The following is a 12,181-nucleotide window of genomic DNA, read 5'->3' as shown; positions in this document are numbered from 1 at the left end:
AACCGCCCGAGCAACACGATGATCGGTGCGAGAACGCCAATAGTCGCGTAGCCCGGAATCACCGCAACCAGCAAGGTACCGGCGGCCATCATCGCCAGGGTAAGGATCAGGCCCTTGCGCCTTCCGTGATGATCGATGTACGCGCCAAGCACGATTGCACCGATCGGCCGCATCAGGAAACCGGCGCCGAACACGGACAACGCGAGCATCAGCGACGCAAACTCGTTACCGCTCGGGAAGTAGGTCTTGGCGATGGCCGAGGCGTAATAGCCATAGACCATGAAGTCATACATTTCGAGGAAATTGCCGCTGACAACCCGAAATACCGACTTGAATTTCGAATCATTTGCGGACATAGCGTGTGAGGACATGAACTTGACCTTCTCAAAGGATGCGGTGTGCCGGCGCACGATGGCGACAACAGTCACTGCATTCGACAACAATTAACAACGACCGGCGCAACTGCGCCGGACGCATTGATGGTACCTATCCAATCATCAATACCGACTTGCCCAACTGGCGCCGCTCTTCAAGCTCGGCATGCGCCTGCTCGACGTTATCGAGCGTATAGCGGGCGCTGATGGCGATGCTCAGCGAACCACGGCCAAGCGCCGCAAACACGTCGTCTGCGCGGCGCTGCACGGTTTCCTGGTCAGCGAGATGGTCAGCCAGCCGCGGACGCGTCAGGAACAGCGAGCCGCTTTCGCCCAGTTCAATGGGATCGAGGTCGTTCAATGAACCCGACACCGATCCGTAGTTGACGACCAGCCCGCGCACGCGGGTGGCGCGGAAACTGTCGCGCAGCGTCGTGCGGCCAACCGCGTCATACACCACATCCACGCCCCGGCCACCGGTCGCTTCCCGCACACGGTCCGCAAAGCGGCCTTCGTCGTAAAGCATCACCTGATCCGCACCGAGCTTGCGAGCGATGTCCGCCTTCTGCTCGCTGCTGGTGGTGGCAAACACCGTCGCGCCGCGACGCTTGGCAAACTGCACCAGCAACTGGCCGATACCGCCGGACGCTGCATGGATCAGGCAGGTGGTGCCGGCGCCGACATGGCCGACATCGTCGATCAGGTAATGGGCGGTCGACCCCTGGAAGATCGCGGCAGCGGCGAGATCATAGGGAATCGAATCGGGAATTCGTGCCAGCCGTGTAGCCGGCACGACTGCATATTCAGCGTAAGCGCCCCACGAAATACACCACGCAACCCGCTCTCCCGGTTCGAACGACGTGACACCCGCACCGGTTTCAACCACATCACCGGAGCCTTCCATGCCAAGCGTGCAGGGAATTCTCACGGGGTACGTCCGCGACACCTTGTATTTCCCCTGGCGCGTGTGGATGTCCATGAAGTTGACACCAGCGCACCTGACCTTGACCAGCACCTCTCCACGCCCTGGTTGAGGAACTTCGATATCCTCATGAATCAGGACTTCGGGTCCGCCGTACTGTTCTATGCGTATCGCTTTCATTGCATCGCTTCGAATAGAGGGAAATGAGCCGCCGGTTCCACGTCATTGTTTCCCCGTTACTGAGGGCCTATCTGTACGCGGTCCACGAACTCGTTCGTATAGGTCCTCGACAGATCGATATGGCGTGGATCAATCGACGGATTGGCCAGCGTGAGCACCTTCAGCACCGCAGCAGGCGTCCCGTCCGGCATGCGCCCATCCTTCGTAAACATCGGCATGGAGGACTTCAGCGCGCTGATATAAAGCGCCTTGTCCGGTCCATAAAAATCGCGTGGCACCTTGGCCGTTATCTCTTCAGCGCTATGGTTCGCGATGAACGCAAGCGAGCGCACCATCGCGCGTACAACTTTCTGCGCCTCATCGGGATGCTTGTTGACCCAGCTTCGCTCAGCGTAGAAACAGGGGCCGACGTACGGGCCGCCCAACGCCGCCACCGTGCCCGCGGTGCTACGCATGTCCACCAGCACTTTCGCACCGCCGCTCGCCAGCAGCCGGCTCGCGCCCGGCTCCTCGATCATGCCGGCGTCGATACGGCCCTGATCCATCGCCGCAAAAAAACTCTCGTCGGAACCGACGGGCAACACCGAATATTCCTTCGGCGACAACCCGGCGCGGGCGGCAAGATAGTGAGTCAGGAAGTTCGTCGACGATCCCAGTCCCGTCACGCCCAGCGTCTTGCCTTTCGCGTCGGCCATGGTGTTGAACCCCGCCGAGGATTTCTTCGAGACCAGTTCGACCAGTCCCGCGCTCTTGCTGAACACGACCAGCGCTTCGACATCCTTGCCGCGGCTCTGGAGGTCGATGGTGTGATCGTAGAAACCGACCGCACCCTGGATCGCGCCGGCAAGCAGTTCCGTCGCGGTATCGACACCGGCCGGCTGCGACAGGATCTCGAATTCGAGCCCTTCGTCCTTGAAATAACCGAGTTGCGAAGCAAGGATCAAAGGCAGATAGACGATCTTGGACGTTCCTCCCGCCATCAGCGTCAGCTTTTCCGCCCGGGCGGGCGCCGCGCCGCACAACAGCACGATTAGCGTGCAAGCGAGCGCGAAAAAGCGGGTGGAAAACTGCATTGGGCAACGTCTCCTTCTATCCGTGGCAAACCGGCATCTTGTTCTAATGTGCGGCAAGTATAAGAAGGCAAAGCCTTCTGCCTGCTTTCTGCCGGGGTGGGAAAATATCGGCGTTTACCCTTGGACCGCAGAATTGGCCGTGCTTGTTGGCCGTGCGCAAACGATTACGCGCTCAAACCCGTGAGGGAGAGAGCGCGTTTTATGTGCTGATTTTGTTACAGCGTCTTGCCTGACCCTGGGCTTACCAGGCGGCGATCACCGCTCCCGCGTACTTCGCTTCAATGAACTGCTTCACTTCCGGCGAGTGATAGGCGGCCACGAGTTTCGCCACCCACGGCTTGTCCTTGTCCACGGCACGAATCGCGATGATGTTCGAGTACGGGCCATTCGGATCTTCAATCGCGATCGCGTCCTGCTTCGGCTTCAACCCGGCTTCCATGGCGAAGTTCGTGTTGATCGCGGCGGCGTCCACGTCGGCAAGCGAGCGCGGGATTTGCGCGGCGTCCAGTTCGACGATCTTCAGCTTTCTCGGGTTATCGACGATATCGAGCGGTGTGGCTTTCAAGCCTGCATCGGCGCGCAACTTCAACAAGCCGTTCTTTTGCAGCAGCAACAGCGCCCGGCCACCGTTGGTCGGATCGTTCGGCACCGCAATGCGCGCGCCCTCCGGCAACTGCGCCAGCGACTTGAACTTCTTCGAATAGATGCCCATGGGGAACGTGACCGTATCAGCAACCTTGATCAGCTTGTAGCCGCGATCCTTCACCTGCGCGTCGAGATACGGCGCGTGCTGATAGCTGTTCGCGTCGAGATCGCCCGACGCCAGCGCCGCATTCGGCTGGACGTAATCGGAGAATTCAACAATCTTGATGTTCAGGCCATTCTTCGCGGCCACCTGCTTCACGACTTCCATGACCTGGGCATGCGGACCGCCGGTCACGCCTACCTTGATGGTTTCGTCGGCTTGCGCGACGTTGGCGATCAGAACCGTTGCACTGAAAACAGCGGCCAGCTTGAGAATGAATCGACGTTGCATTGACTAACCTTTTGAGCTTTATAAAAAAATTTGCGGCTGGTTATTTGTGGCTGCTTATTTGTGACTGAGACGGCGCACGAGCCAGTCGCCCAGCGACTGCACAAGCTGCACGAAGACGATCAGGATCACCACCACCGTCAGCATCACTTCGGGTAAAAACCGCTGATACCCGTAGCGAATGCCCAGGTCGCCCAGACCGCCGCCGCCGATTGCACCGGCCATTGCCGAATACCCGACCAGCGACACGAACGTGATCGTCAGGCCGGCGACGACCCCCGGCAGGGACTCCGGCAACAACACCTTGAACACGATCTGGCTGGTCGTTGCGCCCATGGCCTGCGCGGCTTCAATCAGGCCGCGATCGACCTCGCGCAGCGCGGTTTCGACCAGCCGCGCGATGAACGGCGCGGCCGCGATAGTCAGCGGCACGACTGCTGCAGCCGTCCCGATCGACGAGCCGACCACCAGTCGCGTGAACGGGATCACCGCGACGAGCAGAATGATAAACGGCGTAGAGCGCACCGCATTCACGACACCGCCCATGACCCGGTTCACCGCGAGATTACGCAATACGCCGTCGCGGTCGGTGAGATACAGCAGCACGCCCAACGGCAGCCCCAGGGCCGCGCCGACCAGCCCGGAAATGCCCACCATCACGAGCGTTTCCCAGAACGACTGGACGAACATATCGAACATTTCACTCAACATGGGACATCTCCTCCACCACCACACCCTGTTCACGCAGATAAGCGATGGCCTCGGCCACGTTCGCCGGCGTCCCCGCCGCGAGCACCGCGAGCGAGCCGAATGCCTGGCCCTGGATCTCGTCGATCTGGCCGTGGAGGATGTTGAAATCCAGTTCGAAGCGGCGGATTGTTTCAGAGAGGATCGGCTGGTCGACACCGGAGCCGGTGAACGCGAGCCGCAGCAGATGGCCGCCGGTTTTCAGGCGCTCGGCCACGCGCAGCTTCAACGCGGGCGGCAACTCGTGCGCGATCACGTCGCCAATCAACGCGCGCGTGACTTCGTGATGCGGCTGCATGAAGACGTCGACCACGTTGCCTTCCTCTACGACGCGGCCGGCATCGAGCACTGCTACGCGATCGCAGACCTGCTTGATCACGTCCATCTGGTGCGTGATCAGAACGATCGTCAGGCCGAGTTCCTTGTTGATCTTGCGCAGCAGATCAAGAATGGAGCGGGTGGTTTCAGGATCGAGCGCGGAGGTGGCTTCGTCGGAGAGCAGCACCTTGGGCTTGCTGGCAAGCGCCCGGGCAATCCCCACGCGCTGCTTCTGGCCACCGCTGATCTGGGCGGGATAACGATCTTTCTGCGTGGTCAGCCCGACGAGTTCCAGCAACGGCAAGACCGTCGACTCGATCTCGCCGCGTTTCATGCCGGCCAGTTCGAGCGGCAGCGCGACGTTGTCGAACACCGTGCGCGACGACAGCAAGTTGAAGTGCTGGAAGATCATGCCGATGTCACGGCGCGCCGTGCGCAATTGAGCGGCGGGCAGCGTGGTGAGGTCGCGGCCGTCCACGATCACGCTGCCTTCGCTTGGCCGTGTCAGCAGGTTGATGGTGCGTACCAGCGTACTTTTACCGGCGCCGCTGCGACCGATGATGCCGAACACTTCGCCCGGCGGAATCGTCAGGTTGACGTTGTGCAAGGCTTCGATCCAGCCTCGTGGGCCCGCGAAGCGTTGCGACAGATTGCGTATTTCGATCATGTAAACAAAAAAAGCGACGGACTTCCCGTTGAGCAAGTTCGCTCGGGCAGCCGGCCGCCGTTCATCCCTGGTTCTCAAGAGGCGAAAGTTTAACGTAACCGGTGCGACGGCTTTAATAATCTATTGCGCAAGGCTAATTACTTATCCATATGAGGGCCGCGTGGCGGGGCCTTCAGCGGCGTGGATCGCCCTCGAAATACGCAATGCTCATATCGATTCAAGCAAAGCTCGGTTCCATCGCGCAAAATCGATAGCTAAGATGGCGGCATGATCCATGCATGATCCTCATGCATCGTCCTTAGTACGCTGCGGCGCTTTTGCGTACGAACCGGTGCGCCAAGCGCGGCTCCATTGCACTCCCGGGAGTATTTCGTTGAAGAGCTTTGAATTTCGCCGGCCGCTCGTGGTCGGCATTGGCGGCACGACCCGCGCGGCCTCATCGACTGAACGTGCACTTCGCATCGCTTTGGCCGGCGCCGAAGCCGAAGGCGCCCGCACACGCCTGTTCGGCGGCACGTTCCTGCACTCGCTCCCTCACTACGCACCCGAACACGGCGAACGCACAGCGGAACAGCTCGAACTGATCGAGGCTGTGCGCGAAGCGGATGCGGTCATCATTGGGACACCGGGCTATCACGGCGGCGTCTCGGGGCTGGTCAAGAACGCGCTGGACACGCTGGAGGAACTCAGCAACGACAAGCGCCCCTACCTCGACGGCCGGGCGGTGGGCTGCGTGGTGACGGCTTATGGCTGGCAAGGCGGTGGTGCCGTGCTCACGTCCCTGCGTTCGATCGTGCATGCGTTGCGCGGCTGGCCGACGCCCTACGGCGCAGCGGTCAACTCGCTGGAAACGCGCTTCGAGACAATTGACTCCTGCTCGGACCCGAAGGTCGCGGAGCAGTTGGCGACGGTGGGCCGGCAGGCTGCTCAGTTTGCGCTGGCGTTCAACGCACGCGATGCACTGGGCGAACTGGATCTGCGCAATGCCAGGTCGGCGGGGTCCACCTCGGCCGCACAGGCTATCTCCGATTAAAAGAACGCCCGGTGCAGTTCACACCGGGCGTTTTTGCTTTTACCAGCTTGCCTTTACCAGCTACACCAGTTCGAAGCTCCGGGCAGCCTTGAACGCTTTTCACCGCTCGCCGCTTATTTATTCAGGATTCCACGCCGGTTTCCGGCCGGCTCCTGTGTTCAATCCCTGAACGGCAACTCGGGCGTAAAGACAAACGGATCGAGCGCATAACCCGTGTGGAAATAACCACTGCATGCGCACGTTGCGATGCGTTCAAGATCGTACGGCTCGCGCGCCGCCTCGTGCGAATGACTGGCCGCCAGCGCACGCCGCTCGCGCCAGTGCCGCAGCACTTCACTGCCCCAGCTCCTGAAAATGGCTCTCGGTTCAGACATCGCAGTTCTCCTTGAACGCGTTCCGGTATCGGCTACCGCTAAGTACACGGTAGGTCAAACTTGGACCGGCGGAAACCATCTTTTATTCATTTGCATATCTGACGATCAATAGAAACCCTGTCCCCAATATTAAGTCAGCGTTTCACGGAGTTTCATCAAGGGTTCCTCATAAACGACCCACGTCCGGTGTGTAAAGCAAAGTCCAATCGCTTCGTTGCCGCGCCCGCGCACGGATGCTTCAATTTATTGGCGCTGTGACTTCCCTGCCTGCACCAGCGCAGAGCATCCCGCTACACGACGATATCCAACGATTCCTCAAGGAGCACCCGATGACCCTCATCGCCACGCCTGCCGCTGAACCCTCGATCGCGCTGGACCTGGACGTCCACCCGGTGGGCGGACGGATCGGAGCCGAAATCCGGGGCGTGCGCCTCGGGGCGGTTCTGGCCGACTCGACCATTGCGGCCATCAACGCCGCCTTGCTGCGGCATAAGGTGATCTTCTTTCGCGGCCAGTCGCATCTGGACGACACCGCGCAGGAAGCGTTCGCCAGCCGCTTCGGCGAGACCGTCGCACATCCGACAGTGCCATCGGTTGCAGGCAGTAATCGTCTGCTCGAACTCGACTCGAAGGACGGCAGGCGCGCCAATTCGTGGCATACGGACGTGACTTTCGTGCCGGCCTATCCAAAGATCTCGATCCTGCGAGGCGTCGTGATTCCGCCCGCTGGCGGCGATACGGTCTGGGCCAATACAGCCGAGGCCTACACCCGCCTGCCGGACCCGCTGCGGGCCCTGGCGGACTCCCTGTGGGCCGTTCATACGAATACCTATGACTACGCGGCGAACCGGACCGCGCCCGTGACCGACGCGGAGCAGGCGTATCGCGACCAGTTCACGTCGACGGTCTATGAAACCGAACATCCGGTCGTGCGGGTACATCCGGAAACGGGCGAACGCACCCTCGTGCTGGGGCATTTCGTGCAGCGCTTCGTCGGCTTGTCCCAGCGCGACTCGGACCGCCTGAAAGAGCTCTTCCACGACCACGTGACGCGCCTCGAAAACACGGTGCGCTGGCGCTGGACCCAGGGCGACGTGGCGATCTGGGACAACCGGGCGACCCAGCACTACGCGCTAGCGGATTACGACGAGAGCGCGCGCCGCGTGGTCCGCCGCGCGACCGTGCATGGCGACGTGCCCGTGGGTATCGACGGCCGGCGCAGCCAGGCGTTGCGCGGTACGTCTGTGCCCAACTGATCGCGCACCCGCCAGCGCTGCCGGCATTTCACGTTGTCCATAAGCGCTGCCTTTCGCCTCCCCTTCATTGCGTCTTCATTGCATCTTCTCTGCGAATTCAATGACCCCACGATCCCTTTTCCATTCCCTCATTGTTTCGCTGGGCGTGCTTGCCGCCACGAGCGTCCTGGCCGCCGCCCCTGCCGTCGTCCGGATCGGCGTGGCGACGCAAGGTTATGGCGATCCGCCCGTGTTCGGCGGCTCGCCAGCCGCGACCGCCCAGTTACAGCACCGGGTGGAAGACGCGCTCAAACCCGACGGCGTCAAGGTGGAATGGCTGTTCTTCAAGGGCGCCGGGCCCGCGGTCAACGAAGCGCTCGCCAATCGTCAGATCGACTTCGCCTATCAGGGCGACTTGCCTGCGGTGCTCGGCCGCGCGAATGGCCTCAAGACAAAACTGCTGCTGGAATCCGGCGTGCGCACGGGCGTCTACCTGGCCGTGCCGCCCGGCTCCGACATCAAGAGCGTCAAGGACCTCAAGGGCAAGCGCGTCGCGATCTTTCGCGGCACCAACCTGCAGCTTGTGGTCGACAACGTGCTGAAGGCGAACGGTCTCTCCGAACGCGATCTGCGCGTGATCAATCTCGACGATGCCGCGTCGCAAGCCGCGCTTGCATCGAAGGGCGTGGATGCGGTGTTTCTCGACTTCAAGCTTTTCAAGCTCCAGCGGCAGGGTCTCGCGAAGATCATCTACGCATCGCGTGACGGCGGCCTGCAGTACACGCGCCAGGCGCATCTCCTGGTTCTCGACGACTTCGACCATGACCACGCCGATATCGTGCAGAAAGTCGTGACGTCCGTCGTGCAAGCGTCGCAGTGGTCCTCGGATGAAGCCAATCGCGACGCGCTCTTCGCGCTGTGGGCGAAGAGCGGTGTGCCGGTGGAATCGTGGCAATCGGAATACGCGAACCAGACGCTCAAGGACCGCACCTCGCCGTTGATCGATCCGTTCATCGTGGCCCGCTATCAGGCCGTTGCCGACGACGCGCTGCGTCTCAACCTGATCCGCCAGCCTGTGAGCGTGAGCGGCTGGTTCGAACCGAAGTATCTCGATCAGGCCTTGAAGACGCTGAAGCTCGAGAACTACTGGCCGCGTCTCGATCCGTCCGGCAAGCCGCTGGCATCGTGAACGTCTGAATTTTTCTGGAGAATCCGGTCATGGCGAACAGCATTGCCCGCACTTTGAATCCAGGCCGACGGGTGTCGCTCGACGGCACGCACGGTCACACTGCGAGCGTGGCGCGATCGCTTGCCTGGATCGCGTTGCCCTGGCTCGTGCCCGTGGCCTGTGCCGTGTTGTGGGTGCTCGGCTCGCACTACGGCTGGATCTCGCCGCAGATCCTGCCTTCGCCCACCCTTGTCTTCGATACCCTCGGCGGCCTCGCCAGCAGCGGCGAACTGTGGATGCATATTGGCGCGAGCCTGTCGCGGATCGCAGTGGGCTTCACGGGTGGCGTTGTGCTCGGCTTATTACTTGGCGCATGGCTGGGACTGTCGCGCACAGCCGAGGCATACATCCTGCCCAGCTTCAACGCCGTCGTACAGGTGCCGGTGCTGGGCTGGCTGCCGTTCCTCATGATCGTGGTGGGAATAGGCGAACCGCTGAAGTATTTGCTGATCGGGCATGCCGCGCTCGTTCCGGTTACCTTGAGCACGTTGCAGGGATTTCGCCGTACCCCGCCGGCGTATCTCGATGTTGCACGTGTCTTCCGTTATTCACGCCGCCAGACGATCTTCAACGTGATCCTGCCTTCGGCCGTGCCGGTCATCGGCACCGGTATCCGGCTTGCATTTACCAAGGCGTGGCTCACGCTGGTCGTGGTCGAACTGGTGGCATCGTCGGAAGGGCTCGGTTACCTGATCGTGTACGGACGGCAGCTATTCCAGCTCGATCTGGTGCTTGCGTCGGTGCTGATCGTGGGTGTGATCGGGTATGCGGCGGACCGCCTGCTCACTGTTCTCGAACACAAGCTGTCGCCCGCGCGGCTGGCCTGAAGGAGCATCGACATGGCCACACCGTCTCTTGAACTTGAAACCGGCTCCGGAGCTATCGCGGTTTCCAGTGAGCCGGGTAAAGCCGGACGCTGGCGCGGCTGGGTCATCCCGGTTGCCGCCCTCTTCGCCTGGTGGTTTGTCTCGCGCCATGTTGTTGCCGGGCACGGCATGATGACCTCGCCCGCTCAGGTGCTGCATACCGCTATCGACCAGGCGAGAAGCGGCGCGTTGTGGCGTGCACTCTCGGCATCGCTTGCACGCGAGCTGACGGGGTTCACGCTCGGCGCAAGCCTTGGGCTCGCGCTTGGCGCGTTGCTCGGTGTCTCGCCCTTCGCGAACCGGCTGATTGGTCCCAGCTTCAATGCGTTCAAGCAGGTCTCGTTGTTTGCATGGATACCGTTGATCTCCGTGTGGTTCGGTCTCGGCGATGTCGCGAAGGTCGTCTTCCTTTCGCTTGCTGCATTGGTTCCCGTAGTCGCGCATACGAGCGACGGCATCCGCGCGGTCTCCCCCGCACTGCTCGATGTCGCCCGCGTGTTCCGCTACAGCAAGTTGCAGACAGTCAGATACGCCGTGCTGCCCGCTGCGTTACCGTCCATCTTCACCGGTATCTATCTCGCGCTGATCTATTCATGGCTTGCAACGCTCGGCGCGGAATATCTGCTGGTTGCCGGCAGCGGTATCGGCAACACGCTGGTCGACGGCAGCGAACAGTTCCGGATGGATCTCGTGGTGTTCGGCGTGATCGTGATCGGCATCACCGGCTGGGCGTTGAACGCATTCGCCCGCGCGATCCAGCAACGCTGGTTCCGCGATCCGGCGGCTTGATTCCGCATTTTCCCTATTTCATAAAGAGTCCATATCGTCATGGCGACTGTCTCCGTTTCCTCAGCAAGTGAGCTCAACCTGCATCATGTCACGAAGCGTTTTTCCGGCGATGACCACTCGGTGCCCGTACTCGATCGCATCGACCTGTCGGTAAAAGGCGGCGAGTTCGTGGCTATCGTGGGTGCGAGCGGTTGCGGCAAATCCACGCTGCTGCGCCTGGTTGCAGGACTCGACGACCAATTCGACGGCGACATCGAATTCAGCGGCGAACGCGTTCGCACCACCGACCTTGCGCGCGGTATCGTGTTCCAGGATCACCGGCTGTTTCCGTGGCTCAACGCGGAGCAGAACATTGCGGTCGCTCTGAAGAACTCAGGGCGCAGCAAGGAAGAGAACCGCCGTGCGGTCGCCGAGCATATTGCGCTGGTTGGCCTGAAGGGGTATGAAAAGCATCATCCGCATCAGCTTTCGGGCGGCATGGCGCAGCGGGTGGCCATCGCCCGCGGACTGGTGAACCGGCCGAAGCTGCTGCTGCTCGACGAACCGTTTGGCGCGCTGGACGCGCTCACGCGCAGCCGTCTGCAAAACGAGTTGCGACGCATCTGGGAACACGAGCGGATCACGATGATCCTGGTCACCCATGACGTTGACGAAGCCGTGTTTCTTGCAGACCGCGTGGTGGTCATGCAGGCGCGGCCGGGGCGTATTGGCAAGATCGTGAAGGTTGATCTGGAGCGCCCGCGCAGTCGCAGCGATGCCGCGTTCGTGCGCTTGCGCGATGAAATACTCGCGGACTTCAGCGTGCCGCAGGACGCGGCCGCAGCAGTCTGATCCGAGGCGTTCTCTCACGCACATGCTTCGCAACCTTTTCTTCTTTCCAATCCTTGGCGACAACGGATTTGCTTCTGCCAAATGCTTGTTTCACTTGTGCTTCCCGGCTGGTTAATCTGGGACACATGCATCCACTGCATTGTGTACCGGAGGTAAAACAAGCATGCATTACAAGGGTTATGAAGTAGCTCCTGCAGCACAAGCGCTGCCCAGCGGATTGTTCGCCGCCAATCTCGTGATCCAGGACGAAGCGTCGCTGCAAAAGCGCGCTTACGTATTCGACGCACTCGACTACTTCTTCGAATCCGATCTCGCCATTGCCTATGCCGCGCGCTGGGCTCGCATGTGGATCGACAATCGGCGGCTGCCGCGCGCCTGACGTTTTTTCTTGCTGCCCCCCGCAGTCACGGAGGGCGGTGTTTCATCAACCAGTCCTAGTGTTCCGTTCCGTTGTTAACTGAACTATGTTTGCGTAGAATGTTGGTATCAACGAAACGGGAGATACCAGCAT

Annotated in this window: 14 protein-coding genes; 7 read left to right on the top strand and 7 right to left on the bottom strand. The window is 61.2% G+C overall.

The features are described 5' to 3' along the window. The 6 genes from AWB69_RS43960 to AWB69_RS43935 all read right to left on the bottom strand — a co-directional run. On the bottom strand, nt 1–371 hold a 371-nt coding region (locus tag AWB69_RS43960), incomplete at its 3' end, for an MFS transporter (RefSeq protein ID WP_156529200.1). Between the two features lie 115 nt (nt 372–486). Beyond that, entirely contained in the window at nt 487–1,476 is a 990-nt protein-coding gene (locus AWB69_RS43955) for a quinone oxidoreductase family protein (RefSeq protein ID WP_062093027.1), read from the bottom strand. A 56-nt stretch (nt 1,477–1,532) separates the two neighbouring features. Beyond that, nucleotides 1,533–2,549 carry an ABC transporter substrate-binding protein gene (locus AWB69_RS43950; protein WP_062093026.1) on the bottom strand — a complete coding sequence of 339 codons (1,017 nt, stop codon included), beginning with the start codon at nt 2,547–2,549 and terminating at the stop codon, nt 1,533–1,535. Between the two features lie 241 nt (nt 2,550–2,790). Next, nucleotides 2,791–3,585: a MetQ/NlpA family ABC transporter substrate-binding protein gene (locus AWB69_RS43945; protein WP_062093025.1), complete on the bottom strand. Its 795-nt coding sequence runs from the start codon at nt 3,583–3,585 to the stop codon at nt 2,791–2,793. A 54-nt stretch (nt 3,586–3,639) separates the two neighbouring features. Beyond that, nucleotides 3,640–4,293, bottom strand: coding sequence for a methionine ABC transporter permease (locus AWB69_RS43940; protein WP_062093024.1), 654 nt, complete (start codon nt 4,291–4,293; stop codon nt 3,640–3,642). After that, nucleotides 4,283–5,314 (bottom strand): methionine ABC transporter ATP-binding protein, encoded by a 1,032-nt coding sequence (locus tag AWB69_RS43935; protein WP_062093030.1) that lies wholly within the window; start codon nt 5,312–5,314, stop codon nt 4,283–4,285. Before AWB69_RS43935 ends, AWB69_RS43940 begins: the two co-directional genes overlap by 11 nt. 373 nt (nt 5,315–5,687) lie before the next feature. Between AWB69_RS43935 and AWB69_RS43930 the strand changes: the two genes are divergently transcribed. Next, on the top strand, nt 5,688–6,347 hold the full coding sequence (locus AWB69_RS43930) for an NADPH-dependent FMN reductase (protein WP_062093029.1): 660 nt from the start codon (nt 5,688–5,690) through the stop codon (nt 6,345–6,347). A gap of 158 nt (nt 6,348–6,505) precedes the next feature. On the opposite strand, the gene AWB69_RS43925 is transcribed toward AWB69_RS43930, so the two are convergent. Further along, nucleotides 6,506–6,721, bottom strand: a complete 216-nt coding sequence (locus AWB69_RS43925; RefSeq protein ID WP_062093023.1) for a hypothetical protein — start codon at nt 6,719–6,721, stop codon at nt 6,506–6,508. Nucleotides 6,722–7,050: 329 nt separating this feature from the next. Between AWB69_RS43925 and AWB69_RS43920 the strand changes: the two genes are divergently transcribed. From AWB69_RS43920 to AWB69_RS43895, 6 genes are all read left to right on the top strand, one after another. Further along, on the top strand, nt 7,051–7,977 hold the full coding sequence (locus AWB69_RS43920; RefSeq protein WP_062093022.1) for a TauD/TfdA dioxygenase family protein: 927 nt from the start codon (nt 7,051–7,053) through the stop codon (nt 7,975–7,977). Between the two features lie 100 nt (nt 7,978–8,077). Beyond that, nucleotides 8,078–9,145, top strand: a complete 1,068-nt coding sequence (locus tag AWB69_RS43915) for an ABC transporter substrate-binding protein (RefSeq protein WP_062093021.1) — start codon at nt 8,078–8,080, stop codon at nt 9,143–9,145. 29 nt (nt 9,146–9,174) lie between these two features. After that, on the top strand, nt 9,175–10,011 hold the full coding sequence (locus AWB69_RS43910; RefSeq protein ID WP_062093020.1) for an ABC transporter permease: 837 nt from the start codon (nt 9,175–9,177) through the stop codon (nt 10,009–10,011). A 12-nt stretch (nt 10,012–10,023) separates the two neighbouring features. Further along, nucleotides 10,024–10,839, top strand: coding sequence for an ABC transporter permease (locus tag AWB69_RS43905; RefSeq protein ID WP_082913863.1), 816 nt, complete (start codon nt 10,024–10,026; stop codon nt 10,837–10,839). 39 nt (nt 10,840–10,878) lie between these two features. Next, complete coding sequence (locus AWB69_RS43900) at nt 10,879–11,670, top strand: ABC transporter ATP-binding protein (RefSeq protein WP_062093019.1); 792 nt, start codon at nt 10,879–10,881, stop codon at nt 11,668–11,670. A gap of 163 nt (nt 11,671–11,833) precedes the next feature. Further along, nucleotides 11,834–12,049, top strand: a complete 216-nt coding sequence (locus AWB69_RS43895) for a hypothetical protein (RefSeq protein WP_031357276.1) — start codon at nt 11,834–11,836, stop codon at nt 12,047–12,049. The last annotated feature ends 132 nt before the right edge of the window (nt 12,050–12,181 follow it).

Origin of the sequence: Caballeronia udeis (genome assembly GCF_001544555.2) — a bacterium.
Lineage (GTDB): Bacteria > Pseudomonadota > Gammaproteobacteria > Burkholderiales > Burkholderiaceae > Caballeronia > Caballeronia udeis.
This window is presented reverse-complemented; position numbering and strand designations above follow the sequence as displayed.

Coding starts and splice junctions, on each gene's coding strand:
- AWB69_RS43955 (WP_062093027.1), bottom strand. CDS start 1,476: ATGAAAGCGATACGCATAGAACAGTACGGCGGACCCGAAGTCCTGATT.
- AWB69_RS43950 (WP_062093026.1), bottom strand. CDS start 2,549: ATGCAGTTTTCCACCCGCTTTTTCGCGCTCGCTTGCACGCTAATCGTG.
- AWB69_RS43945 (WP_062093025.1), bottom strand. CDS start 3,585: ATGCAACGTCGATTCATTCTCAAGCTGGCCGCTGTTTTCAGTGCAACG.
- AWB69_RS43940 (WP_062093024.1), bottom strand. CDS start 4,293: ATGTTGAGTGAAATGTTCGATATGTTCGTCCAGTCGTTCTGGGAAACG.
- AWB69_RS43935 (WP_062093030.1), bottom strand. CDS start 5,314: ATGATCGAAATACGCAATCTGTCGCAACGCTTCGCGGGCCCACGAGGC.
- AWB69_RS43925 (WP_062093023.1), bottom strand. CDS start 6,721: ATGTCTGAACCGAGAGCCATTTTCAGGAGCTGGGGCAGTGAAGTGCTG.
- AWB69_RS43920 (WP_062093022.1), top strand. CDS start 7,051: ATGACCCTCATCGCCACGCCTGCCGCTGAACCCTCGATCGCGCTGGAC.
- AWB69_RS43915 (WP_062093021.1), top strand. CDS start 8,078: ATGACCCCACGATCCCTTTTCCATTCCCTCATTGTTTCGCTGGGCGTG.
- AWB69_RS43910 (WP_062093020.1), top strand. CDS start 9,175: ATGGCGAACAGCATTGCCCGCACTTTGAATCCAGGCCGACGGGTGTCG.
- AWB69_RS43905 (WP_082913863.1), top strand. CDS start 10,024: ATGGCCACACCGTCTCTTGAACTTGAAACCGGCTCCGGAGCTATCGCG.
- AWB69_RS43900 (WP_062093019.1), top strand. CDS start 10,879: ATGGCGACTGTCTCCGTTTCCTCAGCAAGTGAGCTCAACCTGCATCAT.
- AWB69_RS43895 (WP_031357276.1), top strand. CDS start 11,834: ATGCATTACAAGGGTTATGAAGTAGCTCCTGCAGCACAAGCGCTGCCC.